Consider the following 25,778-nt stretch of genomic DNA (forward strand, 5'->3'; position numbering starts at 1 on the left):
GGCGTTCACCTGCCGTGAGGCGGGCTTTAGTCTTTGTCCAACGGCGTCATGCTGACGGACGAGAGATAGTTGAGCAGGGCGATGTCGTTCTCGACGCCCAGCTTCATCATTGCCGATTTTTTCTGGCTGCTGATGGTTTTGATGCTGCGGTTGAGCTTCTTAGCGATTTCGGTCACCAGGAAACCTTCGGCGAACAGACGCAGCACTTCGCTTTCTTTCGGCGACAGGCGTTTGTCGCCATAGCCGCTGGCGCTGATTTTTTCCAGCAGTTTAGAGACGCTTTCCGGCGTGAACTTCTTGCCTTTCTGCAGGGCGGCCAGCGCCTTCGGCAGATCGGTCGGCGCGCCTTGTTTCAGCACGATGCCTTCGATATCCAGATCCAATACCGCGCTCAGGATCGCCGGGTTGTTGTTCATGGTCAGCACGATGATCGACAACTGCGGATAGTGACGCTTGATGTACTTAATCAGCGTGATGCCGTCGCCATACTTGTCACCCGGCATCGACAGATCGGTGATCAGCACGTTGGCGTCCAGCTTGGACAGATTGTTGATCAGTGCGGTTGAGTCTTCGAACTCCCCAACGACATTCACCCATTCAATTTGCTCAAGTGACTTCCGGATGCCAAACAGTACGATAGGATGGTCATCAGCAATAATTACGTTCAGGTTATTCATGTTGTTGGCTACCTTGCTTCAGCAGTCTGCTGACGAAAAAATCAATCTGACTGATGTTATTCTCGATCTCGGGCGCATCACCTTCTGCGATACGCTGTTCTAACGATTCGCACAGCTGCTTGCCGGGAAGCAGATTTAACATGGCAAACACGCCTTTCAGGCGGTGTGCGGTTTGTGACAGCGCATTGAAATCACTGCTGCCCGCCTCAGTATACAGTTTTTTGACATCGTCGGGTACTGTATCGACAAACAGCCCATAGTAATCACTTGATTTCAATTGTTTTTCATAGAGTTGGATATCTTCTGAACTCAATGAAAGCGGGCTTTCTTCCTGTTCCAGCGCGGCCATTTGCTGTTCGATCAGCATCAGCACGGCGTCGATTAATGCGCCGTTCAGGTTGTAGTTCACCCGAATGTAGCGTTTATCCAGCGCTTGCCAACCCGGCTCATCGGTCGCCAGCAGCAGGGTGTAGTCATCGGCCCGCTGCGGGTTATCCGTCAGCAGCACGTCATAATCGCGATTGACCGCGCGATCTTCGGCGACGAGACAGTCGGCGCCGTAGGCCTGCAACAGGCGGGTCACGATGCCGCGCACTTCATCCGACGTGACGTCCAGCAGGGCGGTGACGCCGTCGAGCAGCTTTTCCTGCTCCTGCGGTTCTTTTTTCTCCATCTCCATGGCGACGCGAATGGTGTAGCGAGTGCCGATATCCACCTTGCTGCGAATGTCCAACTGGCCGTTAAGCTTCTTGCACAGCTGATTGCACAGGAAGAAGGTGAGGCCGGAACCGTGGTTGAAGCGGTCCACCAGCGTCTGGCTGAGGAACGGATAGTTGAGGTTGCTGATCTCTTCGTTGGAGATGCCGGAGCCGGTGTCGTTGATTTGGAAAATCAGGCGGTCAGGGTGCTCGGGCTCATGGTCGATGACCAGAGAAATCTTGCCGCAGGCGGTAGTGATAATGGCGTAATGCACCAGCAACGAGATCACCTTGCGCAGCGCGTTGGCGTCGCCGATATAGTTCTGCTCGACGTCCAGCTGGAAATGCTTGAACAGCGCCAGCCCCTTTTGATTGAGGGCAGGCAGGGCCTCCAGCAGTAACTCGTCGATCAGCGCCGTTGGGTTGAACGGCTCGCGTGTGGGTTGCCAGTCCTGGGTTTCCAGCCGGGTCAGCAGGGTGATGTTATCGATCAACTCCAGTACCGAAGCCGACGCCGTCGTCAGCTGGCCCAGCAGCGCCTGCTGTTGTTCCTCATCCGGCCGGTTGTGCAGGCGGTCGACCAGATCGTGCATCTGACGTACCGGCTGATTCAGCTCGATGCCCAGATTGTGCAGCATCAGTTTGCGCGCCTGAACGTTTTTGTCGTATTCGCGCCGCGCCTGCTGCAGCCGCTTGTTCACCATCACCTCTTTATCCTGATCGTTCATCAGGAACAGGTAGGTGTCCGGTGAGAGCTGGCTGCGGAAAATGCGAATTTCATACACCTCGTTGTTGACCGTCGCCTGGATCACTCCGTGATGCTGTTCGGCCATATGGGCGATCTTTTGCAGGCTGAGATGCGGCAGCAGGTGCTCGGCGATTTTGTTGCTGGCGATCACCGTATTGTTGGCGAAGCTGTAGACCAGCAGGCCGGAGGGCAGGCTGGAGACGATCTCCCGATTCAGCGCGCGCTCGGCCTCCAGTTCCACTGCCATGTTTTCGCTCGGGCGAATGTACTGGCGGCGGATAAAGTAGATGCTCAGCATCGACAGCGCCAGCAGCAGCAAGTTGACTGCGATCAGCCAGATGTTGTTGCGCAGCAGATCGATGGCCAGATTGATAGCCGAAACGCGATACACCACCTTCAGCGGCGCATTGGGCAGGGCGGCACTGAACTCCACCCAGCCCCCGCTCATCGTTGCATGGGTACCGAGGACGGTTTCCGACGGGATGGTGCTGTCGTCGAGATCGACATCATCCGGCAGCAGCAGGAAATTGGCGCGGGCCAGATTGGCCGGAATGATGTCGTTGATCGGCAAATCAAAGGCGATCACCGTCGCCAGATGCCCCGGCTGATTAAAGGTGGTGCGAATCGAAAACGAATAGGCGTTCTGGAAGCGTTGCTTGCGCAGATCGGAAAAGCTCTCGCGTTCGTCGAGCATATTGGCCTGCTGCAGCATCTCGGCGCGGCGTTCGTCCGCCGAGGTGGTCAGGTAGCTTTCCCGAAAGCGCGAAGCCAGCTCTTTGAGCGGCTGGGTAGTGATCAGGCTGAGGCTGTTGTCCTGACCATTGAGGTAATACATGGCGTAGTTCTCGGTCTTGGCGCCCCAGCGGGTATCCAGGTAGTCCGAGATGTTGGCGATCATCGCCAGCGTGTTCTCGTCATGGCTGCCGAAGATCACCGCGTCGGTTTTCTTGTGCGGTTTCTCGACATAATAGACGTCGGGCCGCAGGCGGGTTTCCTGCAAACCAGGATCGACATTCTGCGCCGGCGCATTGCCGAATTTGTCATAGACCTGATAGGTCATATAGCGGTAGGTATCGATACGCTTTTGCAGCGAACCGGCGATGCTATTGAGCGTGTACTTCTTTTCCGCCAGCCAGGCATTGGTGTAGTTGTAGCCATACAGACCGATGCCGATCGTCAGCAGCACGATAAACAGCAGGAAGCAGCGGGTAATGTTGCTGGAGCTTATGGTCAGTTGTTTATTTTGCATAGTGGCTGCGCATTCCTGAATCAGCGAGTGACGGCCCTGGCGCTGGCGGTCACCGCCAACAGCAGAGCGGCTACGCAGGCGAAGGCCACCGTCAGGTTGGAAAACTGAGCGATGAAGCCGATCAGCGCCGGGCCGGCCAGAATACCGGCATAGCCGACGGTGGTGACGGAAGCGATCGCCAAATTGGCCGGCATGTCACGCTGGTTGCCTGCGGCGCTGAACAGGATCGGCACGACGTTCGAGGCGCCCAGGCCGACCAACATGAAACCGGCCAGCGAAACGGTGGCGTGATTGAAGGCGATGGCCAGACCCAGGCCGAAAGCGGCACACAGGCTGCCCAGCAGCAGCACCCGGTAGCGGCCCAGCGAGTTCACCACCCGATCGCCATTGAGGCGGCCGAGCGTCATGGTGATGGAAAACAGCGCATAGCCCAGACCGGCCTGGCTGTGTTCGACACCGCGCAACGTGGTGAGGAACAGCGCGCTCCAGTCGAGCATCGATCCTTCCGCCAGAAACATGATAAAGCACAGAATGCCGATGAACATCACCCAACCGCGCGGCAAGACGAACATCGGCCCGCCGTCGTCGGCGCCGCTCTCACGCAGCAGATGGCGGCTGGCAAGCGCCAGCAGGACTATCACCGCCAACACGGTGAGCAGGGTGGATTGCAGCGGTGTCAGCCCCAACCACAGCAACGCGCTGACGCCGCCGGCGCCGGCAATGCCGCCGATGCTGAAGAAACCGTGAAAGCCGGACATCATCGCCTTGCCGCTGGCGCGTTCGACGATCACCGCCTGAACGTTCATCGCTACGTCGATCATGCCGATTGCCGCACCGAATAGCAGCAGCGCTACGGCCATGCCGCCGAGGGAATCCATCAGTGCCAACAGCGGCAGATCAATACACAATCCCAGACCCGCCATCAGGATCACCGCGCGGCAGCCCAGTTTGCCGGTCAGGAAACCGGTCAGCGGCATCGCCAACAAGGAGCCGGCGCCGATACAGAGCAGCAACAGGCCGAGCGAACCGTCATCGATACCGATGCGCGCTTTGGCGAAGGGGACCAGCGGCGCCCAGGCGGCCATGCCGAGACCGGCGACGAAAAAGGCCAGACGGGTGGCGATCTGTTGAGGAATGCCGGGCGTTTGCTGTTCATTGCACAAGGTAGCTGTCATGTAAGCGTCAGGATCTTGGGTCAAAAGAATGGTGAAAGTTACTGACAGTTTTTATCACAATCCGCGATCCGGATCGAAAATATTCGCGCCTGACATCTCCCTGGCACCGCCTCTGCGCACCAGCCACAGCGCGATAGCTTGGACAATATACTCCTTTTGCTGCTCGTTCAGTGCGACGCCTTGCGGTATGCCGTGCCACTTTTCCAGACAGCTGCGGCAGCAGGTAGCGGTGGCATGCTGGGCGACGAACACCGGGTGGCCGCGCATCGGTGTTTGCTTGCCGTCATTCTTAGGATGGGCGGCGGCCAGGCGGCGGTCGATAAAATCGCGGGCATGGCTGAGTATCAGCGGCAATCCCTTGCCGTCGAGATAAGTCTGGTCTTTGGCATTTAAACGGAAGCGAGCGCGGAAGGGGGAGGTTTGTAGCCGCCGCCACAGCACGTCGGGTTGAAAGGGCATCATGAATTTTACTCGCTGGAGGTGCACTTTTTTCAGGTTATCAGAATTGAAACTCTGCGGCTAATTGTGCCTGTGGCGGGAAATAATCGGTGGGATAAAGCACGAAATGAAAAGTAATTTCAATTTGTAGACTAAAATAAGGGAAAAGATTAGCAATTAGTGCGAAAGTAAATTAATGAAACTATATCATTAGGTTATTTATTTGCGTGCTATTTGTACGAGTCGGAATTGTGAGGAGAGTATGGAGAAAAATAAAAAAACGGCCAGAAGCCGGTTAAAGGAGTGCAGAAATTATCCTCGGATCTCGGATAATGAAGGTAATAATGAAAATAATGATGATAGCGAGGTGATTATAGCGGCTGCGTGCGGACGGCGTTTTGGCACAATGTGCTTATTGTCTGGCTCAATTGTATGGTTGGCTTTTTTTTCTTAAAGATATGTATAACTACATGATTTTTTATCAATTAATCTATTCTTTGTCTTTAAGTGCTTTATTTTGTTTGTCTGTAATGTTTTGTGAAAGTTCGCGCGTATTTACATTTGGAAACCTTTATTAATTACACTGAAACACTATCGGATACTTGGTATCATTTTCTTTCTGGATTAATATAACCCTTGTTACCAGAATGGTAATGCACAGTCGTGCTAATAATGCTCGAAAAGGGCAGTGGCCGTAGCTCGACATAATTAACGAGGATAATAACGATGAAACTTCGAGTACTCTCTCTGATGGTACCCGCACTGCTGGTTGCAGGCACAGCAGGCGCGGCGGAAATCTACAACAAAGACGGTAATAAACTGGATTTGTACGGTAAAGTCGACGGTCTTCACTATTTCTCCAGCAACAACGGCGTGGATGGCGATCAGTCTTATATGCGTTTTGGCCTGCGCGGCGAAACGCAAATCAGCGATCAGCTGACCGGTTACGGCCAGTGGGAATATCAGGCGAACCTGAATCACGCTGAAAGCCAGGACAACAAGAACTTCACCCGTTACGGCTTCGCCGGTCTGAAATTCGGCGACTACGGCTCCTTCGACTACGGCCGTAACACCGGCGTGCTGTACGACGTCGCGGCGTATACCGACTTGCAGCCTGAGTTCGACGGTATGACCTACGGCGCCGACCAGTTCATGTTCCAGCGCTCCAGCGGCCTGGCGACCTACCGTAACAACGACTTCTTCGGTCTGGTTGACGGCCTGAACTTCGCCCTGCAGTACCAGGGTAAAAACGGCAACGGCGAAGAGACCAACAACGGTCGTGACGTTCTGGGTCAAAACGGCGAAGGCTACGGTATGTCCATGAGCTATGACATGGGCTACGGCATCAGCGCCGCAGGTGCCTTCTTCAACTCGCGTCGTACCAGCGAGCAGAACGGCGGTAACGGTCATCAGAACATCATGGGTCGCGGCGACAAGGCCGAAGGGTACTCCGGCGGTCTGAAATATGACGCCAACGACGTCTACCTGGCGGTGATGTTCACCCAGTCCTACAATGCGGCGCGTTTCGGTAGTTCTGACAGCAGCGTTTATGGCTACGCCAACAAGGCGCAGAGCTTCGAAGCCTACGCGCACTACCAGTTCGACTTCGGTCTGCGTCCGTTCGTGGGTTATAACCAGACCAAAGGTAAAGACCTGGGCCGCGCCGGCAACGGCAAGGACTACGGCGATCAAGATCTGGTCAAATTCGTCGACCTGGGTGCGACCTACTTCTTCAACAAAAACATGTCCACCTATGTTGATTACAAAATCAACCTGGTGGACAACAACGACTTCACCGACGCTGCCGGTATCAACACCGACAACGTGGTTGCCGTGGGCCTGGTTTACCAGTTCTAAGCACCTCAGTGTGAACGTCATCGCGCGGCCTTCGGGCCGCGTTTTTTTTGCCTGTAAGCCGGTAAAAAAGCACGGATTGATCCGCTATCGGCACGGGAAGTACCGTGGTTTTCCTCCTCTAAGCCTACGCTGTCAGTACAGAAAAAGAGGGGGATGATATGGAACTCAAGATCGACAAGGTGATCGAAACGGTGCTGTACGTCAGCGATATTGAACGCGCGGACGCTTTTTACCGGGAGGTGCTGAAACTGCCGGCGATGGTCGCTAACGAACGGTTTCGCGCCTATAACGTCGGCGATCGAAGCGTACTGTTGCTGTTTATCGAAGGCGACTCGCTGCGTGGGGCGCACTATCCTACCGGGTTTATTCCTGCGCACGATGGCGTGGGGCCAGCGCATATCGGGCTGGCGGTGGCGAAAGCGCAACTGCCACACTGGGAACGGCATCTGACGGCCAACGGCGTGGAGATTGAGGGGCGGATGCGCTGGGAACACGGCGGGGAGAGTATTTATTTTCGCGATCCCGACGCCCACCTGTTAGAACTGGTGACGCCGGGCATCTGGGCCAATTACTGATCGAACCCGCCTTGTGCCAGCAACGCCAGAGCGGCATTCAGCACCTGCAGCGCCGCCTGCGGTTGCCGCTCTATCTGCACTCTGACGATGGCGCCGTCGATCAGCATCGCCAGCATTGCTGCCTGCTGTTCCTGCTGTGGGCCGGCGGGCAGGTGACGTGCCAGTTCCTCCGCCATTTGCCGCTTATGCCGGCTGGCGATGTGCAGGCTTTCCGGCAGCAGATCGGCGATTTCCACCGCTGTATTGATAAATGCGCAGCCGCGAAAGCGCGGTTCGTCGAACCACTCCGCCAGGCAGGGCGCCAACGCCGGCAGCAGCCCACCGGTTTGCGCCACATGATGGGCCAGCGATGTGCTGAACCAGGTGAGCCACTGCTGATGGCGATAGGTCAAAAACGCCGTAATTAAATCATTCTTGCTGGGAAAGTGGCGATAGAAGGTCACCTTGGTCACGCCCGATTCTTTGATGATGCGATCGATGCCGGTGGCGCGGATCCCTTCTTGATAAAACAGATCGTGCGCCGTCAGCAGGATGCGCTGGCGGGCGGGTAAGGCGTTGAGATCGGCGGTCATCATTTTCTCCCTGGCTATTTCCGAGTGATTGTAGACAACTCTGTCTACATGCGCTAGCGTAATGATGTAGACAGAGTTGTCTACACGCCTTCACTTAGGAGATAAACATGAGCATTAAACCCCCATTGCCGCCTTTTACCCGCGAATCCGCTATCGAGAAGGTGCGGCTGGCGGAGGATGCCTGGAATAGCCGCGATCCCGAACGTGTATCGCAGGTGTATTCCCTCGATACCCACTGGCGTAACCGCGCGGAATTTGTCGATGGGCGCGCGGCGGTGGTCGGCTTTTTGCAACGCAAGTGGGCGAAAGAACTGGAGTATCGGCTGATTAAGGAGCTGTGGGCGTTTGACGGCGCGCGCATCGCGGTGCGTTTTGCCTATGAATGGCGCGACGATTCCGGCAACTGGTATCGCAGCTTCGGCAATGAGAACTGGGAGTTCAATCAGGAGGGGCTGATGATCAACCGTCACGCCTGCATCAACGACATGCCGATCCGCGAACAGGATCGGCGTTTTCATTGGCCGCTCGGCCGGCGCCCGGACGATGTCCCGGCCCTGAGCGATTTCGGTTTTTGAATCTGATGGGATGCTGCGATGGCCTTTTGAGAGCAAAAGCGCACCGATCGACAAAGGGGAATTTGTAGAAAAGCCTTCCCGCTTCTAGACTTAGGGAACAACAAATGCACTCCAAGAGGACAAGCTATGACGAAGAAGTTGGTTTTGGCCGTCGGCACTGCGGCGGTATTCTCCATTCTTGCCGGTTGTACCACCTATGATCGCGCAGCCAGCTATGTCAATGAGCCGGTGGTCAGCGATGTCAAAGTAGGGATGACCAAGCAGCAGGTGCGGGCTATCGCGGGTCCACCGTCGACCACTGCCACACTGGTTCATGCGCAGGGCACCTGCGACACCTATGCGGTGGCGCCGCGCGACGGCAAGGTGCAAACCTACTTTGTCAGCTACAACGACACGGGCCATGTCATGAACAAGGGCTATCAAACCTGTTCAGACTACGATTCTCAGCCGAAATAATCGCGTTTCGGCCGACCAAAAAAGCCTCGCTTGCGCGGGGCTTTTCATTTTTTAAGCGTTTAAGGCCTGAAGTTTAGGCAACTGCACCGGTTGTGCCATTTTTTTGCATCAAAACGATAGACATTTCATAACGGTATCGCTAATATCAGCGCCCATTGGAAGGATGGCCGAGTGGTTTAAGGCAACGGTCTTGAAAACCGTCGAGTGTAACAGCTCCCAGAGTTCGAATCTCTGTCCTTCCGCCAAATTCAGCCGGCTTAGCTCAGTAGGTAGAGCAACTGACTTGTAATCAGTAGGTCACCAGTTCGATTCCGGTAGCCGGCACCATGACAGAGGCCCCAGCAGCGATGCTGGGGCTTTTTGTTATGGTATTGGTGCGCTAGAAAAGTGCACACTGCAGCAGTGCGCGCTTCGAATAGCATCGATATTAACATTAACCAACCGATAACCGGATGGGGGAGGCACCGCGTCAATCCCATTAGCCAAGGGCTGAACGTTTGCATATACTGGCGGAAATATAGCCGGTGGGCGAGCCCGGCTATCAGACAGGGTTCAAATATCAGTGACCAGCCACTGATCCGCTTCTTCGAACATATCTTCCAACATTCGGTTCAGCTTCTCACGATCGCTTTTGCTGGCGTCGGAGTTCAGGCCGTTGGCCTGCATCGGCTTCACGCGCACCTCCGCCTCCGGGAACAGCACATGCACGCGTTTTTCCAGCTCGTTGCGAATAATCTCGGCGGCGTTGGGTAGCCCAGCGACGTTGCGCTTGTCGTACACTAATTCTACAAACATGACTCACCTGTAAACACTGATTTAATGTACAGTATTCTGGCCTGAGGAAGGCGGGTTGGCAAGAGGGGGGCGCAATTTTGCATAAGGCGTTTATTCTTACTTGCGCAGCGGGCTGCCAAGCCTGCCACTGAATCTTTTCTTTACGTCTGGCCAGTGGTCTGCATTTTCCTCGCTCACTTCGTGCGTGAATATTCAAAGGGCACGATTATCCTCCGCAACCTACATTTTTCTCCCTTACTAATCAGTATGTAAGGCGGTGGCGTCGGGCTGGGGGCTCCCTGGTGTTGGGGGCCCGACGCCACCTTTCTGGTCGCCGTTCTTGGCATAATATCGATCAATGCAGGTATGCGCCGGAACTCGGCGCTACGGGCGCTGACGCAGCTTCTTCGCGTTCTGACAGAGAAAAAATCCCGAGTATTGGCCAATGGTCGCTCGAAGAGCGATGAATAAAGCACTCATCTCATTTCCTTTAAAATTATCGAACCGGGATGCGGTTTGCTCTCCAGGTTGGCTTCTGTGCGTTAAATTGCTGCGGGGTTAATGTTTAGCATTTTGGGTTTCTCCCGCGTCGGCTATGGCGTGAATGCGATGAAGATATCCCGGGCGTTGTAAAGCGCCTCTGATGTTTGATGAACGGGCATATGAGTTAGCCTGTGCAGACAGCATTTTTATAAGTAAATTGAATCATTTAAAAGGCAGCCAGTCATGTTCGGCAAGATCGGTGATTTACAATAAAATTATTATATTACAATGTATTATATTTATATTTCGTATACAAAAGGCCCCGAGTCATTGTCATAGCCACCCTGGAAGTGGTTTAATGTTTTTAATTCACTTTAATGACACTAAAGTATAGGTTTAAAACATTATAATGCAACCAAACAACATTAAAATATCAGAAGAAAATGGTATGTCATTGAAAATGATAGGTGAAAACCTTACTTACCTCATGCGCATGCACGGGATTGACGCCAGTCGGTTGAGCAGCGAAACAGGGATAGGTATTGCCACGATCAATAATCTGAGGAAAGGCGTGGGGAATCCCACGATCTCTACGCTTGCGTCCATTGGTGAATTTTTCAGCGTAAAAGTAGGGGAGCTGACTGACAAGGATTTAAGCGTCACGGGAGAGGCCAAACACAATGTGAGATCGCTTCCACTCATTAGCTACAGCGATGTAGAACGTTTTCTGGCCAACACGATCAGAACGGCAGATACCTATACGACAGAAGTCGATGACATGACGGACGATTCGCTGTTTGTGGTAGAGATAACGAATAATTCACTGTCGCCTGAATTAGACCGTGGAACGTATTGTGTGATCTCGCTCAAAGAGCCATTTTGCGATGGCGATATCGTCCTGGTTAAGCTGAAAAATTACCCAATATGCTTAAGGCGAGTTTTTGTTTCCGACGGCGACTTGTTGTTTACAAACATCTCATTAGATTCAGATAGCAGTGTGAAGTCCTATAGCGATTATGCGATCGTCGGTGTTCTATTGAAAACGATAAAGAGGCTGAAATAAATGGACTTATTTAACATAATGAGAAGGTTAAGAAAAATATACTCTCCCAGTTACCTCTATACGTTAGATCGTAGCGTGATCCGAACGGCGGATGGATATTGGCTTTTCAAAGAGTTTGGCACCCATACTTTCGTGAAAAAAAACTGGGGGCAACTCATCGAGGGCGATTTTCTCAGGCATGTTAACCCGAAAGATATCGCTTTTATCGCCGAGACCGAATCTAAAATAAAAATCGCCTCGGCCAAACTGTCGATTCATGAAGAGAAACGAAACTGTATGTGGACGTTGAAAAACGATGTTGACTCGATATCAATATCAGGGGCGGATTTTCTAAGGGATCGCGATCTTGTCGACAAAACCGAGTCCTTGGATGCGACGAAAATAGCCTTCTATGCCGGGGTCAAGGAAGGCAGAGCACTCTCTGCCTCATTGAAAAATGCTAAGAAAAGCGACAGATCTAAAAAAACAATACTGACGTTGATTAAATAAACCAGGGTTCGACGTGAATATGCTCATCGAACGTAATCACGCTGAAGGCCGAATTGTCTATGCTGCTGACAGCGCTTGTGCCGTTCTTCCATTGCGAACAAATCGCCGGGGAAACAGAGACTAAGGTTTCCCCCAGCTTTCTTTGGAATAGCGTATGTGCATGGCCTGAGCCGATAAACTTAACGTTTAATCGTTGGCAGAGGCTCAAAAACTCCTCGGCATTGTTTAACATACAGCTATCAACAATCGGGGTGCCTACCGGAATAGGGTGATGATGCAAGAAGACGGCGAGCTTTTTATTGTCACTTGCGACGATGGCTTTTTCAAGCGTGTCGAGCGCATGCGTCGAGACCCTGCCGAAATCTTCGTTATCGACCACCGAGTCGATGCTGAGCATGCGCCATTCGTCATCTTCAAACGAGTTTATATCGTAGCTGCCGCCCTGTTTACGGGCTGTATCGTCCAGGTTCTTTTTGTTGTCGTGGTTGCCTGGGAAAAAATAGAAAGGTAAGGAAGTGCGGTTCATTATCTTAAAGAAGCGCTCATAAGAGGGGATATCGCCATCATGAGAGATGTCACCCGTCACAATGATTAAGTCGGCATTGATTTTATCGGCATTGGCATTAATGAAGTCAATGGCCCTGTCGAAATTAGCAAGATGCTTCGAAGCCAGCGCGCTTTCATTAGGCATAATATGTATGTCGCTAATCTGAATTACTTTCATGCGAGACCCTGTTGATATTACTTAAATGGATTGTATGAGGTGCCCCAATCATAATGATCGGTGTTTTCTATCTTCTTCACCCACTCGACTAAGGCGATGGCGAGCGGCAGCAAGACAATAGAGACGACAACTTTATAAGACCACGTCGTGCTTATGATGTTAACCAACTCCATGAAGGTGTATTTTCCTGAAAGACTGATCGGATAGGCTGTCAGCAACAGGGCGGCCTGTGTAGACATGGAGCCCACAACATATCGGACAAAGAAGTATTTGCCGGAGAAGATAATCTTCATCTTTGAAATAATAAAACCATTGACGAAATAAGCGACCGGAACGGACACCCAGGTGCCTATCATGACTCGCCAGAATTCATGGTATAAAGAATAATAGTGTGTGGCGATATCGTTATTTTCTGGCTGAATAACGGCTGAGAGATTAAGTATTATGACATATAAGCTTTGACAGAACACCATGATCCATATTGCTCTTACCGACAATTTATAGCCATAAACCTCAGTCAGCAATGTGGATATCAAGAAACACAAGGAGAATACAATGCCGCTTGCCGTTATTTTAAAACCATAGATATCAAAGACCTTATAAACCAACGTGTCGCAGGTGATCATAATGGTCACCGTCAGGCCAACAAAAAGGCCATAGAGCTTGAGATTTCCTTGCATTTTTATTCCTTATTTAGTCCGTGTTCTTCTGTTATTCATAATCCATACTTATTTAAAACGTCAACCGGGCGGTCAGATAGTGGCGTAATGATGCTCGAGCCATGTCACATGGACATCATCTCTCTTTATTCAAAACAACGCCTCTCCTTTCCCTCACGGGGTTCCTGAAGGCGAAAGCGCTACGCTGGGTTTTGCGGAGAATGCTGATAGCCTGTTGGTTGAGAAAAGGTGATTCTACCGTAATTCATTAATATTTCTAATAAATATATTGCCTGGATCGCGCTGTGTCAATCAAGGAAAGAGGAATACGGGACGTTAGCTTGATGAGGGCTTTATGCATTCACTCCCGGGGCGTGGGCGGCAGAGCCTGCAGCTGAATCACCAATTCCGCCAGGCTGGCGGCCTGCATTTTCTCCATCACTTTTGCCCGGTGAACCTCTACGGTGCGCAGCGCGATATTCAGCCGCTCCGCCATTTCCCGATTCATCATGCCCCGCACCACCAGCTGCGCGATGTCGCGTTCTTTCGGCGTGAGCGTATGGTAGCGGCCGCAAGTTTCATGGCGCTGCTGGGCTTTGGCCGAGACCTGCTGCGCCCGTTCGAGGGCGGCGATTAACGGTTCAGCGGCGATCGGTTTTTGCAGGAAGTCCACCGCGCCGTACTTCATCTGCTCCACCGCCATCGGCACGTCGCCATGGCCGGACAGGAACACCACCGCCAGCGTGCTGCTGCGGCGGCGCAGCTCAGCGTAGGCCTGATGCCCATCGAGTATCGGCATCCGCATGTCCAGCAAGACGATCCCGGTCTGAAACAGATCGGCCTGCGCCAAAAAGCCGGCGCTGTCATTCCAGCACTGCACGTCGTGGCCGAGGCTGGTCAGCAAAAAATGGCAGGCGTCGGTGACGACGGCGTCATCGTCCACCAGATGAATTAGCGACATGGTTTTCCTCATCGTTCAATATGAAATGCAGCGTTATGCACAGCCCATTGCGGCTGTCGGGGGCGGAGCGGTTAGCCAGGCGGATTTCGCCGCCGCCGTAGCGGGCCAGGCGCCGGCAAATGGCCAACCCCAGCCCCATGCCGCCGGCTTTGGTGGTGTTGAAGGGGCGAAAAGCCTGTTCCAGCCCGGCCGTTGTCATGCCGCCCGCGTTGTCCTGCAGATGCAACTCGATCGCCCGTTCGCTCTGGACGGCGGAAAGCCAGACGGCATTGGCTCCGGCCTGCGCCGCATTCAGCAGCAGGTTTGCCAGCAGCTGTTCCAGCAGCGCCGGCGGCAGGGTTAGCGTCAGCGAAGGCGCCACGTTGTTGAACAGTTTCAGGTCGGGATAGCGCTGCGTCAGGCGCAGCAGCGTCCACACCCGCTCGGCGGTTTCGCTTACCGCCGCGGGTCGCCAGCGTGTTTGGTCTATCGCCTCAGCGGTGGGCTGCACCCACTGGCGCAGGTTATGAATCGTCTCGCCGCCGCGCTGCGCCTGTCGGTCGATATTTTCCAACGGCCCCAACAGCGGATGCCCGGCGTCCGTTTTGCGCAGTTGGATCAGGCATCCCTGCGCATAAAGGCGAATAGCCGCCAACGGTTGATTGAGCTCGTGCGCGAAGCCGGAGGCCATTTCCCCCAGCACGTTCAGCTGCCTGGCGTTCTCCAGCGCCTGCTCCTGCCGCCGCAGTTGCTCTCCGGCATGGAGCAACTGCCGCCCGCGCCGGCGTACCAGCAGCGCGATCCAGATATGGTTGGCGATCAACAGCGCCAGCACCGCCAGCGACAGGCCGACGGCCGTCTGATGCTGGATCAGCCAGCTCTTGATATCCAGCCACAGCCGCCGCTGTTCCGGGTGTTGATTGACGGCGCGCAGCAAGGCTTCCACCTCGCTGGTCGAGACCGGTGCGCCCCATTGAAAGGGAGACTGCGGAGGTGCGGTCAGCAAAGCTCTTGCCACCGCATCCACCAGTGAGTTATCCAGGCCGGGCAGGGCGGCGAACGACCAGTTGGGGTAAAGCGGCGTGCTGCTGACGCAGGGAACCGATGTGGGCCGTTGCAACAGCGGGCGAAAATCCGCCGGGTTGATCAGGCCTTCTCGATTCATTTTCTCCAGCAGGCAGACGGGGACGATGGCGGCCTGAATGGCGCGCTCGCGCAACAGATAGAGCAGGGCATCGGCAGGGAAACCGGTAAAGCGCAGGTGGAAATCGCGATCGGGCCGCATACCGGCATCGCTGAGCGCCTTATAGCCGGTCAGATAGCCGCCGAAGGCCTGCGGATCGATGGCGCCCACCGTTTTGCCCATCAGCGCCTGCGGCGTCGTGATGCCGCTGTCGCGCCGCACTAGAATCACGCTGCCGATGATGTTGCCCGTTGCCCGATCGCCGTTGGCGGCGCGCAACGATGCCAGCCAGCGCAGATGATAGCGGCTGTTCAACTGCACGAACTGCGCCGGATTAGTGACCACGAACTGCACGCTGCCCCGATTGACCGCTTCGCGCATCTGCGCCAGATCGAGCGGCTGCAGGCGGAAGCGCTCACCGCCGACACTGCCGTTGAGGCTGTCGATCAGCGGCTGCCAGTCACGCGCAGTCGCCGCATCGCCGCGCATCGCCAGCACGCCGATCGACCACTCTCCCGCCTGTGCCGCCATCCCCCAACCGAGACTGAACAGCAGTAATAACACGACCCTCACAGCCCCTCCTGATGGGCAATTTGCCTGCAGCCACTTGTTTTAGATCAACGTTGGGGCCGGTATGTGGTTAACCACAATAGAGCGCCATCGATGCCATTTTTACACTGTAAATCATCGACATTGTTTATTCATCTAACGGGCATCAATAGCGTGATCGGGGTGATGCCCAGGGCGTGGGAGAGGCGCATGGACTTCAGTAAACGGCAGTTTTTGCAGCAGCTGGGCGTGTTGACGGCGGGGGCTTCGCTGATCCCCGTGGCGGAGGCCGGGCTGACGTTAGCGCCGACGCGGCGCGAGGGGGATGCGAGCCGCCGCTACGCGATGCTGATCGATCTGCGGCGTTGCGTCGGGTGCCAGGCCTGTACCGTGAGCTGCGCCATTGAAAACCAGACGCCGCACGGCGAGTTTCGCACCACGGTAAACCAGTACCAGGTCAGCCTCGAAGGTGAAGCGGTGGCGACCAACGTGCTGCTGCCCAGGCTGTGCAACCACTGCGACAACCCACCCTGCGTGCCGGTGTGCCCGGTACAGGCCACTTTCCAGCGTGAGGACGGGATCGTGGTGATCGACAACACGCGCTGCGTGGGGTGTGCCTATTGCGTGCAGGCCTGCCCGTACGATGCCCGCTTTATCAATCACGCCACCCAAACGGCGGACAAATGCACCTTCTGCGTGCATCGGCTGGAGGCGGGATTGTTGCCGGCGTGCGTGGAGTCGTGCGTGGGGGGAGCGCGGATCATCGGCGATATGCGCGATCCGCACAGCACGCTGAGCAAGATGCTGCGGCGCCACGAGGCCGAGATCAACGTCCTCAAGCCGGAGAACCAAACCGCGCCCCATGTGTTTTATCTGGGGCTGGATGACGCCTTCGTCACGCCGCTGCCGGGGCGGGCGCAGGTTGCCTTATGGGGGGAGGGACGATGAGTCGCCAACTGATGATCGCAGAAGTGCTGGGCCAACCGCAGGCGGTGAGCTGGCTGCCGTGGGCCGTGCAATATTTCTTCTTTATCGGCATCGCTGCCTGTGCTGCGCTGCTGGCCTGCGTGTGGCGCTGGCGCGGTGGAGATAACGCCGCGCATCTGGAGCGCATGGCGCTGTTTATTGGGCTGACGTGCGCCATCACCGCACCGCTGGCGCTGACCGCCGACCTGCATCAAACCGCCCGCTTCTGGCATTTCTACGCCTATCCGACGCCCTGGTCGTGGATGCCGTGGGGCGCGCTGTTCTTGCCGCTGTTTACCCTGCTGATCGGCCTGTGGTTTCTCGCTCTCGAATTTGCGCGGCTGACGGGTAGGCCGGTTGCGCTGCTGCGTGGGATTGCGCCCGCCTGCGCGCTGGTGGCTATCGGCCTGCTGTTGTACACCGGGCGTGAGGTTTCCGTCGTGCGTGCCCGCCCCATTTGGTTCAGCTACGGATTTCCGATCGTGATGTTCCTCAGCGCGCTGCAGGCGCTCTTGGCCTTGCTGCTGCTGACATTGCGCGAACGGCCCGGTCTGCAGGCGCCGCTGGCGCGCGGGATGCTGCTGACGTTACTGCTGCTCGGCGGGGCGATCCTGCTGTGGGTATGCGGCGATACGTTATCCGGCGCGGCGGTACGCCACTGGCTGCAGACGCAGGCGATGGCGCGCCGGTATGCCGTGGGATGGATTGCTCTGTGGGGGCTGACGCTGGCGTGCGCCGCTTGGGCCGGCTCTCGGCGCTTGCCGCGCGGCGGTACGACGCTGCTGGTGGCCGGCGCACTGGGGCTGAGTTGGCTGATGCGCTGGACGCTGTTGATCGAGGTGCAAACCATCCCGAAATACAACGCGACGTATTCCCCTTATAGCCTGCCGCTCGGCACCGATGGCTTGCTGGCGATCGTCGGCACTTTCGGGTTGTGGCTGGCGTTAATGATCATGGTGCGTGAAGCACAGGCGTTTTTACTGCGGAGAAAACAACATGGCTAAACTCACCCGGCGTCAGTGGTTGAAAGTGGGCCTGGCCTTCGGTGGATTGTCCGCCTTTGGCCTGAGCTATCGCGAGGTCGCCAAACGGGCGATCGACGGCTTGATTCACGGCACTTCAGGGCGGGTGACCCTGGATCGCATCAACGGCAACTCCCTGCCACCCGAAGGGCGGGCAATGCCGGAATGGCAAGGCAATCCGCAGCAGGCCATCTCGATGACCCAGTGTTTCGGCTGCTGGACGCAATGCGGCGTGCGGGTTCGGGTGGACAGGCAGACCGACCGGGTATTGCGCATTGCCGGCAACCCGTATCATCCGCTGTCTCAGGAACGGCACGTCGACTCGGCCTTGCCGCTGCAGGACGCGTTGGCGCAGCTGGGCGGCGAAAGCGGCCTAGATGCCCGTTCCACCGCCTGCGCCCGCGGCGCCACGCTGTTGGAGGGGCTTTACAGCCCGCTGCGGGTGCTGGAGCCGATGAAGCGCGTCGGCAAACGTGGCGAGGGCAAGTGGCAGCGCATCAGCTTTGAGCAGTTGATCGCTGAAGTGGTGGAAGGCGGCGATCTGTTCGGCGAGGGGCATGTGGAGGGCCTGCGGGCGATCCGCGATCTGGAGACGCCGATCGATGCCCGACAGCCGGGGCTGGGGCCGAAAGCCAATCAGCTGCTGGTGACCAACGCCGGTGACGATGGGCGCGACGGCTTCCTGCGGCGCTTCGCTCAGAACAGTTTCGGCAGCAAAAACTTCGGCGCGCACGGTGCTTACTGCGGGCTGGCCTACCGTGCCGGTTCCGGTGCGCTGATGAACGATCTGGACAAAAATCCGCACGTAAAACCCGACTGGGAACAGGTCGAATTCGCGCTGTTTATGGGAACCTCGCCGGCACAGTCCGGCAACCCGTTCAAGCGCCAGGCTCGGCAACTGGCCAGCGCCAGATTGCGCAGCGAGTTCCGTTATGCGGTAGTGGCGCCGGCGCTGCCACTGACCACCACATTGGCGGACGATCATGGCCATTGGATCCCGATATTGCCGGGCACCGACTCGGCGCTGGCGATGGCAATGATCCGTTGGATCCTCGACCACCGGCGTTATCAGGCCGGTTATCTCGCCATCCCGTCCGAGGCCGCCATGCAACGTGCCGGCGAGAAGAGCTGGACCAACGCCACGCATCTGGTGATCGCCGAGAGCGAGCATCCGCGGGCGGGGCAGCATCTGACGTTGGCCGATCTGAATGGCGCCGAGTCGGCGTCGCCGTTGGTGGTCAACGGCGCGGGGGAACTGGTGGCGGCCGAGGCGTGCGACAGCGCCGAGCTGTGGGTAAGCCGTACGGTGACGCTGCACGACGGCGTGCAGGTGGGGGTGAAAAGCGGCTTCCAGTGTTTGAAAGAGGCCGCCGACAAGCTGTCGCCGGAGGCGTACAGCCGGCAATGCGGCGTGCCGGTGGCACGCATCGCGGCACTGGCCGAGGCCTTTACCGCCCACGGGCGCAAGGCGGCGGTGATCGCCCATGGCGGGATGATGGCGGCAAACGGGTTTTACAATACCTGGTCGGTGATGATGCTTAACGTGCTGATCGGCAACCTGAGCCTGGCGGGAGGCGTGTTCGTCGGCGGCGGAAAATTCAACGGCTTCGCTGAGGGGCCGCGCTATAACCTGGTCGAGTTTCCCGGCCTGGTAAAACCGAAGGGCCTGAATATCGCGCGCAGCAAGGCCGCCTATGAAACCTCCGACGAGTACCGCGAAAAAGTGGCGGCGGGCGTTTCCCCCTGGCCGGCCAGGGCGCCCTGGTATCCGTTCGTCGCCGGGCAACTGACCGAGCTGCTGACATCGGCGTTGGCAGGGTATCCGTACGGGCTGAAAGCCTGGATCTCGAACATGACCAACCCCTTGTACGGTATCGCCGGGTTGCGTAGCGTGGCGGAGGAACGATTGAAAGATCCGGCGCGTTTGCCGCTGTTTATCGCTATCGATGCGTTTATCAACGAAACGACGGCGCTGGCCGACTATATCGTCCCGGACACCCATAACTTTGAGAGCTGGGGGTTCAGCGCCCCCTGGGGCGGCGTCGCCAGCAAGGCCACTACCGCGCGCTGGCCGATAGTGACGCCGGCGACCGCGAAAACGGCGCAAGGGCAGCCGATTTCCATGGAGGCGTTTTGCATCGCCGTCGCTAAACGCCTGGCGCTGCCGGGGTTCGGCGATCGCGCTATCGGCGACGGCCAGGGCGAGCTGCTGCCGCTCAACTGCGCCGAGGATTATTATCTGCGCGCCGCCGCCAACGTGGCGTTTGCCGGCAAGGCGCCGGTGTCGGCCGCGAGGGCGGACGAACTGACGCTGAGCGGTGTCGATCGCTTGTTGCCGCAGCTTGCACAGACGCTGCGCGCCGATGAAATCGACCGCGTGGCGTTTATTTACAGCCGCGGCGGCCGCTTCGCCGTTCACGACAGCGGCCGCCGCGACGGCAGCGTGGGCAACCGCTGGGAGAAACCGCTGCAGATCTGGAATGCGGAAGTGGCGAAGCACCGGCATGCGATCACCGGTGAGCGTTTCAGCGGCTGCCCCACCTGCTATCCGGCGCGTTTGTCGGACGGCCGCGCGGTGGAAGCGCTCTACCCTGAGCAGCAGTGGCCACTGCGCCTGATGTCCTTCAAATCCAACGTGATGAGCAGCTCCACCGCGGTGATCCGGCGCCTGCACGACGTGAAACCGGTGAACCTGGTGGCGCTGAATCCGGCAGACGGGGCACGTTTCGGCATTCAACACGGCGACCGGGTACGTATCAGCACGCCGGGCGGCAGTCGAGAGGTGCGGATCAGTTTACTGGCAGGCGTGATGCCCGGCGTGATCGCGGTGGAGCACGGCTACGGCCACCGGGAGATGGGGGCCAGTCAGCACTACCTGGACGGTGAACCGCTGGCGATGGATGAGCGCATTGCCGCCGGCATCAACCTCAACGATTTGGGCTTTGCCGATCCGACGCGTGAAGTGCCGAATACCTGGCTGGATTGGGTGACCGGAGCGGCGGTGCGTCAGGGGATCCCTGCGACCATCGTCAAGCTTTCCGCGTAGGCGCAGCCGTAAATCTGCTGTGGCTGCAGGTGGGGGTGTTAAGCCTGCGTAAGCAGCTGCAAAAAGCGGCTCAGCGCGGTAAAAGGCGGTTCGCTGTTGCGCCAGAAGACGCCCACGCTGCCTTTCTGCTCTATCTTCGGCAGATTCAGGATCGCCAGCTGCCCCTGGCTGGCATAACGCTGCGCCAGCCGTAGGGAAAGAATGGAGATCATATCGCTGCTTTGCAGCAGGTTGGTACTGACGTTCATGGATGCCGATTCAACCGTGTTTTCGGGCAGCATCACGCCGTTATCCGCCAGCGCATTATCAATGCTGAGGCGGATGGGCGTGCCGGTCGGCCAGACAATCCAGCGCCAGTGGGTGAGATCGCGCCAGGTGAGGGAGGCGGATTCCGCCAGCGGATGGTGAGGGCGGGCAACAAAGCATACCGGTTCGGTGTAGAGCACTTGATAGTTGAGCGGCAGTTGCAGCGCCCGCCCGCCAACGCGGCCCACGACGACGTCCACCGCGCCCGCGATCAGATCGTGCAGCAGCGGGGTCATCACCTTTTCCTCAATATTGAGATGCAGCGTTGGCATTTCCTGCAGCAGGCTCAATATGGCCTGCGAAACGCAGTCGGTGGCGACCGGCGAACAGCCGATTTTCAGGCTTCCCACCAGCCCGCCTTGCTTAAAGCGGGCGATTTCAGACTGCGAACGCTCGAGATCGTTGACCAAGCGCTGCGCATGCTGAAGCAGCAGTTTCCCCCCCTCGGAGGGGCGCAGCCCTTTGCTATGCCGCTCAAACAGCGTGATCCCAATCTCATCTTCGAGCTGTGACAACCATTTTGACAGAGCGGGTTGGGAGATGTTCATCATCCGGGCAACGTGGGTCAGATTTCCCTGCTCACCCAACGCCACCAACATTTGCAGATGGTGAAGTTTCATTTTCTGCGCCCAGTTCGCCATTTGCTATAACCCTCCGGTTATGTCTCTGCCTGAAAAGCCATTGTACATTTTATCGCTAAGGATACAAATTCGTAACATACCTAAAACAAGACAGACATCTCCCTACCTGCACCGAGGCGCTCACTATGACTCAACGGCGTGATTTACAAGCACTGATCGATGCTGCTCCCATCGGTAAGACGCAGTGGCGCGTTATCATCTGCTGCTTTTTGGTGGTGATGTTCGATGGTTTTGACACCGCCGCCATTGGTTTCATCGCACCCGACATCCGTACCCAATGGCAACTGACCGCCGGCGAACTGGCGCCGCTGTTTGGCGCGGGGCTGCTGGGATTGACGGCGGGCGCACTGCTTTGCGGCCCGCTTTCTGACCGGTTTGGCCGCAAGCGCGTCATCGAACTTTGCGTGGCGCTGTTTGGCACGCTGAGCCTGATTTCGGCCTTCTCCCCCGATATGCCAACGCTGGTCATTTTACGTTTTCTCACCGGCCTGGGGTTGGGGGGCGCGATGCCGAACACCATCACGATGACCTCTGAATATCTGCCTGCTCGCCGCCGTGGTGCGCTGGTCACGCTGATGTTCTGCGGTTTCACGCTCGGTTCAGCCCTGGGCGGGATCGTCAGCGCCCAACTGGTGCCGGTGATGGGGTGGCACGGCATTTTGGTGCTCGGAGGCGTTTTGCCGCTGATGCTCTTTGTGGTGCTGCTGTTTGCCCTGCCGGAATCCCCGCGCTGGCAGGTCCGCCGCCAACTGCCGCGCAAGGTGATTGCCAAAACGGTCAGCGGCATCACCCGAGAGTGCGATGAAGAGACCCATTTTTACCTCAACGAAGCCGCTACAGCGGCCAAAGGGAGCATCAGCCCGCTGTTTGCCGGCCGCCAGCTGCGCATTACTCTCATGCTCTGGGCGGTTTTTTTTATGAGCCTGTTGATTATCTATCTGCTCTCCAGTTGGATGCCGACGCTGCTTAACCATCGCGGTATAGATCTGCAGCATGCCTCTTGGGTGACCGCCGCTTTCCAGATGGGCGGAACGTTGGGGGCGCTGGGGCTGGGCGCGTTGATGGACAAATACAATCCCTTCCGGGTGTTGGCGGCGAGCTACGCCCTGGGCGCCGCGTGTATCGTCATGATTGGTCTGAGCGAGAACGGCCTGTGGCTGATGGCGCTGGCCATCTTCGGCACCGGCATCGGCATCAGCGGTTCGCAGGTTGGGCTGAATGCCTTGACCGCCACGCTCTATCCGACACAAAGCCGGGCGACCGGCGTCAGCTGGTCCAATGCCATTGGCCGCTGCGGCGCGATTGTCGGCTCGCTTGCCGGCGGCGTGATGATGGCGATGAATTTCTCATTCGATACGCTATTTTTCATTATTGCCGTGCCGGCGGCGATCAGTACGGTGATGTTAATGCTGCTGACGGCTGTTGTTCGCCAGTCTGCTCCAGCCCCTGATACGTTGCCTCGCGCAGCGTCGTGAATGAAAAGGAGAATCCCTATGCCTGAACGCAATCAGGATGTTAATCCCAGCCGCCAGCAGTTCTACCGGCATATTTCAGGGCAGAACCTGACCCCATTGTGGGAGTCGCTGCACCATTTGGTGCCGCAAACGCCGAATGCAAACTGCGCTCCGGCTTACTGGAACTATCAGGCGATTCGCCCGCACCTGCTGGCCAGCGGCGAGTTGATTGGCGCCAAAGAGGCGGTTCGCCGCGTGCTGGTGCTGGAAAACCCGATGCTGCGCGGACAGTCCTCCATCACCCCGACGCTGTATGCCGGATTGCAGTTGATCATGCCGGGCGAAGTCGCGCCGAGCCATCGCCATAATCAGTCGGCATTGCGTTTTATCGTCGAAGGGAAAGGGGCATTTACCGCCGTTGACGGTGAACGTACGCAAATGCATGAAGGCGACTTCATTTTGACGCCGCAGTGGCGCTGGCACGATCACGGTAATCCCGGCGAGGAGCCGGTGGTATGGCTGGACGGGCTGGATCTGCCGCTGGTGAACCTGCTGGGTTGCGGTTTCGCGGAAGACTATCCGCAAGAGCAGCAGCCCGTGACGCGCCAGGAGGGGGATTATTTACCGCGCTATGCGGCCAATATGCTGCCGCTGCGCCATCAGAAAGGCAACTCATCGCCCATTTTCAACTACCGCTACGATCGCAGCCGGGAAGCGCTGCACGACCTCACCCGCATGGGGGACGCCGACGAGTGGGACGGCTACAAGATGCGCTACGCCAACCCGGTGACCGGCGGCTATTCCATGCCCTCGATGGGCGCCTTCCTGCAGCTGCTGCCGAAAGGCTTTTCCTCACGGAAGGCGCGCACCACGGACAGCACCATTTACCACGTGGTGGAAGGGCGCGGCCAGGTCAGCATCGGCAGCGAAACCCTTCACTTTTCGGCAAAAGATATCTTCGTGGCGCCGACCTGGTTCGACGTGTCGTTTCAGGCGGACGAAGACACCGTGTTATTCAGTTTCTCGGACAGGCCGGTTCAGGAAGCCCTGGGACTGTTCCGCGAAGCACGTTATTAATTTGGGAGAGACAAAATGACGCAATACGTATTTGCACCGCAAGCCCCTGTGACGGTTCCTGTTGTGGGGAGTGATAAACAGTTTCCCGTGCGCCGTGTCTACTGCGTCGGGCGTAACTATGCTGCGCATGCCCGCGAAATGGGCTTTGACCCGGATCGTGAGCCACCGTTTTTCTTCTGCAAGCCTGCCGATGCGGTGGTGCCGGTGGCGGCCGGCGAAACGCTGGCGTTGCCGTATCCGTCGCAAACCGACAACTATCACTACGAAATCGAACTGGTGGTGGCGATTGGCAAACGGGGGAGCGATATTCCGCTGGACAAGGCGCATGAATACATTTGGGGATATGCCACAGGCCTGGACATGACCCGCCGCGATCGGCAGATGGACATGCGTCAGATGGGGCGCCCATGGGAAATCGGCAAGTCGTTCGATCTTTCTGCGCCCATCGCGCCATTGCATAAAGCCGGCGACAGCGCCGACGTGAACAACGCGCCTATCTGGCTGCAGGTCAACGGCAGCGATCGCCAGCGCAGCGACATCCGCCATCTGATCTGGTCGGTGAATGAAACCATCAGCTATCTGTCCGGCTTTTTTGAGCTGCAGCCCGGCGATCTGATTTTTACCGGGACGCCGGAAGGGGTGGGCGCGGTGGTGAAAGGCGATGTGATTACCGGCAATGTAGAGGGGCTAACCCCAATCGCCGTGAAGATTGTCTGAGCCGATTCAGAGGTGAATGATGAAGCTGTACAGTTTCTTTAATAGCTCAGCGTCCTACCGCGTGCGCATTGCGCTGGCGCTGAAAGGCCTCCATTACCAGACGGTGGGGGTCAATATTCGCATCGGGCAGCAGAATGAGCTGGCATATCGGCGAATGAACCCGGTCGGACTGGTGCCGACGCTGCTCACGGACGACGGTGAGTCTCTCAGCCAGTCGCTGGCGATTATTGACTGGCTGGATCGCCATTTTCCTCAGTCGCCGCTGTTGCCGGCGGCCGACCCGGCGCGCAGCCGGATACTGGAAATCGTTTATGTTATTGCCTGCGATATTCATCCGGTAAATAACCTGCGGGTTTTACGCTACCTGAGTGAAGAGCTGAAGGTGAGTGAGGAAGAGAAAAAACGCTGGTATGCGCACTGGATCCGGCAAGGGCTGAGCGCCGTAGAACAGCTGTTGCTCCAGAGGCCGCCAGGACCCTTCTGCGTTGGCGATACCCCGACGTTGGCGGATTGCTGCCTGATCCCTCAGTGGGCGAATGCCCTGCGGATGGGGTGCGATCTGAGCGGGTACCCGCGCTGTAAAGCGGTTTACGACGCCTGTACTCGTCTCCCGGCGTTCATCGCCGCGGCGCCCGAAAACCAACAAGACAAAATCTCAGCCTGAG

General features: G+C 57.1%; 24 protein-coding genes and 2 tRNA genes. 15 read left to right on the top strand and 11 right to left on the bottom strand.

Annotation, left to right across the window (positions count from 1 at the left end; translation table 11 throughout):
- Positions 1 to 26: 26 nt before the first annotated feature.
- Genes rcsB through RE418_RS14055 form a run of 4 tightly spaced genes read right to left on the bottom strand, consistent with a single transcriptional unit; the run spans position 27 to position 5,009 of the window.
- Positions 27 to 677, bottom strand: a complete 651-nt coding sequence (rcsB, locus tag RE418_RS14040; RefSeq protein WP_004935900.1) for a response regulator transcription factor RcsB — start codon at positions 675 to 677, stop codon at positions 27 to 29.
- Positions 670 to 3,372, bottom strand: a complete 2,703-nt coding sequence (gene rcsD / locus RE418_RS14045; protein WP_049207299.1) for a phosphotransferase RcsD — start codon at positions 3,370 to 3,372, stop codon at positions 670 to 672. The genes rcsB and rcsD overlap by 8 nt, the downstream gene beginning before the upstream one ends.
- 20 nt (positions 3,373 to 3,392) lie before the next feature.
- On the bottom strand, positions 3,393 to 4,547 hold the full coding sequence (locus tag RE418_RS14050) for an MFS transporter (protein WP_049294881.1): 1,155 nt from the start codon (positions 4,545 to 4,547) through the stop codon (positions 3,393 to 3,395).
- Positions 4,548 to 4,601: 54 nt separating this feature from the next.
- Positions 4,602 to 5,009, bottom strand: a complete 408-nt coding sequence (locus RE418_RS14055) for a DUF4186 domain-containing protein (RefSeq protein ID WP_062826730.1) — start codon at positions 5,007 to 5,009, stop codon at positions 4,602 to 4,604.
- Between the two features lie 702 nt (positions 5,010 to 5,711).
- On the opposite strand from RE418_RS14055, the gene ompC reads away from it, so the two are divergent.
- Together ompC and RE418_RS14065 are read left to right on the top strand one after the other, a co-directional pair.
- A complete protein-coding gene (gene ompC / locus RE418_RS14060) occupies positions 5,712 to 6,842 on the top strand; it encodes a porin OmpC (RefSeq protein ID WP_025303634.1) in 1,131 nt (376 codons plus the stop codon).
- A 158-nt stretch (positions 6,843 to 7,000) separates the two neighbouring features.
- A complete protein-coding gene (locus RE418_RS14065; RefSeq protein ID WP_025303633.1) occupies positions 7,001 to 7,417 on the top strand; it encodes a VOC family protein in 417 nt (138 codons plus the stop codon).
- Here RE418_RS14065 and RE418_RS14070 read toward each other — a convergent pair.
- Positions 7,411 to 7,989: a TetR/AcrR family transcriptional regulator gene (locus tag RE418_RS14070; protein ID WP_049203662.1), complete on the bottom strand. Its 579-nt coding sequence runs from the start codon at positions 7,987 to 7,989 to the stop codon at positions 7,411 to 7,413. The genes RE418_RS14065 and RE418_RS14070 overlap by 7 nt on opposite strands.
- Positions 7,990 to 8,096: 107 nt before the next feature.
- On the opposite strand from RE418_RS14070, the gene RE418_RS14075 reads away from it, so the two are divergent.
- From RE418_RS14075 to RE418_RS14090, 4 genes are all read left to right on the top strand, one after another.
- Positions 8,097 to 8,564 carry a nuclear transport factor 2 family protein gene (locus RE418_RS14075; RefSeq protein ID WP_025303631.1) on the top strand — a complete coding sequence of 156 codons (468 nt, stop codon included), beginning with the start codon at positions 8,097 to 8,099 and terminating at the stop codon, positions 8,562 to 8,564.
- A 126-nt stretch (positions 8,565 to 8,690) separates the two neighbouring features.
- Positions 8,691 to 9,020: an osmotically-inducible lipoprotein OsmE gene (osmE, locus tag RE418_RS14080; protein ID WP_025303630.1), complete on the top strand. Its 330-nt coding sequence runs from the start codon at positions 8,691 to 8,693 to the stop codon at positions 9,018 to 9,020.
- Between the two features lie 157 nt (positions 9,021 to 9,177).
- Positions 9,178 to 9,265: transfer RNA gene (locus RE418_RS14085), tRNA-Ser, on the top strand.
- 6 nt (positions 9,266 to 9,271) lie between these two features.
- Positions 9,272 to 9,347: transfer RNA gene (locus RE418_RS14090), tRNA-Thr, on the top strand.
- A gap of 225 nt (positions 9,348 to 9,572) precedes the next feature.
- Here the strand turns inward: RE418_RS14090 and RE418_RS14095 are convergent.
- Positions 9,573 to 9,815 (bottom strand): DinI family protein, encoded by a 243-nt coding sequence (locus RE418_RS14095; RefSeq protein WP_399675173.1) that lies wholly within the window; start codon positions 9,813 to 9,815, stop codon positions 9,573 to 9,575.
- An 871-nt stretch (positions 9,816 to 10,686) separates the two neighbouring features.
- On the opposite strand from RE418_RS14095, the gene RE418_RS14100 reads away from it, so the two are divergent.
- Together RE418_RS14100 and RE418_RS14105 are read left to right on the top strand one after the other, a co-directional pair.
- Positions 10,687 to 11,340, top strand: a complete 654-nt coding sequence (locus RE418_RS14100) for a helix-turn-helix domain-containing protein (protein WP_043136493.1) — start codon at positions 10,687 to 10,689, stop codon at positions 11,338 to 11,340.
- Positions 11,341 to 11,829: a hypothetical protein gene (locus RE418_RS14105; RefSeq protein WP_043136490.1), complete on the top strand. Its 489-nt coding sequence runs from the start codon at positions 11,341 to 11,343 to the stop codon at positions 11,827 to 11,829. It abuts the gene before it with no gap.
- Here the strand turns inward: RE418_RS14105 and RE418_RS14110 are convergent.
- The 4 genes from RE418_RS14110 to ttrS all read right to left on the bottom strand — a co-directional run bounded on the left by RE418_RS14110 (position 11,822) and on the right by ttrS (position 15,866).
- On the bottom strand, positions 11,822 to 12,553 hold the full coding sequence (locus RE418_RS14110; RefSeq protein WP_049203389.1) for a metallophosphoesterase: 732 nt from the start codon (positions 12,551 to 12,553) through the stop codon (positions 11,822 to 11,824). The genes RE418_RS14105 and RE418_RS14110 overlap by 8 nt on opposite strands.
- Before the next feature lie 17 nt (positions 12,554 to 12,570).
- Entirely contained in the window at positions 12,571 to 13,233 is a 663-nt protein-coding gene (locus tag RE418_RS14115; protein WP_089181143.1) for a VUT family protein, read from the bottom strand.
- A 340-nt stretch (positions 13,234 to 13,573) separates the two neighbouring features.
- Positions 13,574 to 14,173: a tetrathionate respiration response regulator TtrR gene (gene ttrR, locus RE418_RS14120; protein WP_399675174.1), complete on the bottom strand. Its 600-nt coding sequence runs from the start codon at positions 14,171 to 14,173 to the stop codon at positions 13,574 to 13,576.
- Complete coding sequence (ttrS, locus tag RE418_RS14125) at positions 14,145 to 15,866, bottom strand: tetrathionate respiration histidine kinase TtrS (RefSeq protein WP_233494408.1); 1,722 nt, start codon at positions 15,864 to 15,866, stop codon at positions 14,145 to 14,147. The genes ttrR and ttrS overlap by 29 nt, the downstream gene beginning before the upstream one ends.
- A gap of 228 nt (positions 15,867 to 16,094) precedes the next feature.
- On the opposite strand from ttrS, the gene ttrB reads away from it, so the two are divergent.
- Genes ttrB through ttrA form a run of 3 tightly spaced genes read left to right on the top strand, consistent with a single transcriptional unit; the run spans position 16,095 to position 20,918 of the window.
- A complete protein-coding gene (gene ttrB / locus RE418_RS14130; protein WP_049208488.1) occupies positions 16,095 to 16,832 on the top strand; it encodes a tetrathionate reductase subunit TtrB in 738 nt (245 codons plus the stop codon).
- On the top strand, positions 16,829 to 17,854 hold the full coding sequence (ttrC, locus tag RE418_RS14135) for a tetrathionate reductase subunit TtrC (RefSeq protein WP_049294873.1): 1,026 nt from the start codon (positions 16,829 to 16,831) through the stop codon (positions 17,852 to 17,854). The genes ttrB and ttrC overlap by 4 nt, the downstream gene beginning before the upstream one ends.
- A complete protein-coding gene (ttrA, locus tag RE418_RS14140; protein ID WP_089181141.1) occupies positions 17,847 to 20,918 on the top strand; it encodes a tetrathionate reductase subunit TtrA in 3,072 nt (1,023 codons plus the stop codon). Before ttrC ends, ttrA begins: the two co-directional genes overlap by 8 nt.
- 38 nt (positions 20,919 to 20,956) lie before the next feature.
- Here the strand turns inward: ttrA and RE418_RS14145 are convergent, their stop codons facing one another.
- Positions 20,957 to 21,865: a LysR family transcriptional regulator gene (locus tag RE418_RS14145; RefSeq protein WP_043136460.1), complete on the bottom strand. Its 909-nt coding sequence runs from the start codon at positions 21,863 to 21,865 to the stop codon at positions 20,957 to 20,959.
- Positions 21,866 to 21,990: 125 nt separating this feature from the next.
- On the opposite strand from RE418_RS14145, the gene RE418_RS14150 reads away from it, so the two are divergent.
- The 4 genes from RE418_RS14150 to maiA are packed head-to-tail and all read left to right on the top strand — an operon-like array spanning position 21,991 to position 25,777.
- The gene (locus RE418_RS14150) at positions 21,991 to 23,340 is read left to right on the top strand and encodes an aromatic acid/H+ symport family MFS transporter (protein ID WP_025303618.1); all 1,350 of its coding nucleotides are present in this window, start codon (positions 21,991 to 21,993) and stop codon (positions 23,338 to 23,340) included.
- 18 nt (positions 23,341 to 23,358) lie between these two features.
- Positions 23,359 to 24,396 (top strand): gentisate 1,2-dioxygenase, encoded by a 1,038-nt coding sequence (gene gtdA, locus RE418_RS14155; protein ID WP_089181140.1) that lies wholly within the window; start codon positions 23,359 to 23,361, stop codon positions 24,394 to 24,396.
- A gap of 15 nt (positions 24,397 to 24,411) precedes the next feature.
- The gene (locus tag RE418_RS14160) at positions 24,412 to 25,113 is read left to right on the top strand and encodes a fumarylacetoacetate hydrolase family protein (RefSeq protein WP_060447936.1); all 702 of its coding nucleotides are present in this window, start codon (positions 24,412 to 24,414) and stop codon (positions 25,111 to 25,113) included.
- 19 nt (positions 25,114 to 25,132) lie between these two features.
- Positions 25,133 to 25,777 (top strand): maleylacetoacetate isomerase, encoded by a 645-nt coding sequence (gene maiA / locus RE418_RS14165; RefSeq protein ID WP_025303615.1) that lies wholly within the window; start codon positions 25,133 to 25,135, stop codon positions 25,775 to 25,777.
- Position 25,778 lies beyond the last annotated feature (1 nt).

This window comes from Serratia sp. szju, from assembly GCF_044594185.1.
GTDB lineage: Bacteria > Pseudomonadota > Gammaproteobacteria > Enterobacterales > Enterobacteriaceae > Serratia > Serratia bockelmannii.

Coding starts and splice junctions, on each gene's coding strand:
- RE418_RS14070 (WP_049203662.1), bottom strand. CDS start 7,989: ATGACCGCCGATCTCAACGCCTTACCCGCCCGCCAGCGCATCCTGCTG.
- maiA (WP_025303615.1), top strand. CDS start 25,133: ATGAAGCTGTACAGTTTCTTTAATAGCTCAGCGTCCTACCGCGTGCGC.
- RE418_RS14055 (WP_062826730.1), bottom strand. CDS start 5,009: ATGATGCCCTTTCAACCCGACGTGCTGTGGCGGCGGCTACAAACCTCC.
- ttrC (WP_049294873.1), top strand. CDS start 16,829: ATGAGTCGCCAACTGATGATCGCAGAAGTGCTGGGCCAACCGCAGGCG.
- RE418_RS14105 (WP_043136490.1), top strand. CDS start 11,341: ATGGACTTATTTAACATAATGAGAAGGTTAAGAAAAATATACTCTCCC.
- RE418_RS14150 (WP_025303618.1), top strand. CDS start 21,991: ATGACTCAACGGCGTGATTTACAAGCACTGATCGATGCTGCTCCCATC.
- ttrR (WP_399675174.1), bottom strand. CDS start 14,173: ATGTCGCTAATTCATCTGGTGGACGATGACGCCGTCGTCACCGACGCC.
- ttrS (WP_233494408.1), bottom strand. CDS start 15,866: ATGGCGGCACAGGCGGGAGAGTGGTCGATCGGCGTGCTGGCGATGCGC.
- RE418_RS14145 (WP_043136460.1), bottom strand. CDS start 21,865: ATGGCGAACTGGGCGCAGAAAATGAAACTTCACCATCTGCAAATGTTG.
- osmE (WP_025303630.1), top strand. CDS start 8,691: ATGACGAAGAAGTTGGTTTTGGCCGTCGGCACTGCGGCGGTATTCTCC.
- RE418_RS14065 (WP_025303633.1), top strand. CDS start 7,001: ATGGAACTCAAGATCGACAAGGTGATCGAAACGGTGCTGTACGTCAGC.
- RE418_RS14110 (WP_049203389.1), bottom strand. CDS start 12,553: ATGAAAGTAATTCAGATTAGCGACATACATATTATGCCTAATGAAAGC.
- RE418_RS14050 (WP_049294881.1), bottom strand. CDS start 4,547: ATGACAGCTACCTTGTGCAATGAACAGCAAACGCCCGGCATTCCTCAA.
- RE418_RS14160 (WP_060447936.1), top strand. CDS start 24,412: ATGACGCAATACGTATTTGCACCGCAAGCCCCTGTGACGGTTCCTGTT.
- RE418_RS14075 (WP_025303631.1), top strand. CDS start 8,097: ATGAGCATTAAACCCCCATTGCCGCCTTTTACCCGCGAATCCGCTATC.
- rcsB (WP_004935900.1), bottom strand. CDS start 677: ATGAATAACCTGAACGTAATTATTGCTGATGACCATCCTATCGTACTG.
- ompC (WP_025303634.1), top strand. CDS start 5,712: ATGAAACTTCGAGTACTCTCTCTGATGGTACCCGCACTGCTGGTTGCA.
- ttrA (WP_089181141.1), top strand. CDS start 17,847: ATGGCTAAACTCACCCGGCGTCAGTGGTTGAAAGTGGGCCTGGCCTTC.
- rcsD (WP_049207299.1), bottom strand. CDS start 3,372: ATGCAAAATAAACAACTGACCATAAGCTCCAGCAACATTACCCGCTGC.
- RE418_RS14115 (WP_089181143.1), bottom strand. CDS start 13,233: ATGCAAGGAAATCTCAAGCTCTATGGCCTTTTTGTTGGCCTGACGGTG.
- RE418_RS14095 (WP_399675173.1), bottom strand. CDS start 9,815: ATGTTTGTAGAATTAGTGTACGACAAGCGCAACGTCGCTGGGCTACCC.
- RE418_RS14100 (WP_043136493.1), top strand. CDS start 10,687: ATGCAACCAAACAACATTAAAATATCAGAAGAAAATGGTATGTCATTG.
- gtdA (WP_089181140.1), top strand. CDS start 23,359: ATGCCTGAACGCAATCAGGATGTTAATCCCAGCCGCCAGCAGTTCTAC.
- ttrB (WP_049208488.1), top strand. CDS start 16,095: ATGGACTTCAGTAAACGGCAGTTTTTGCAGCAGCTGGGCGTGTTGACG.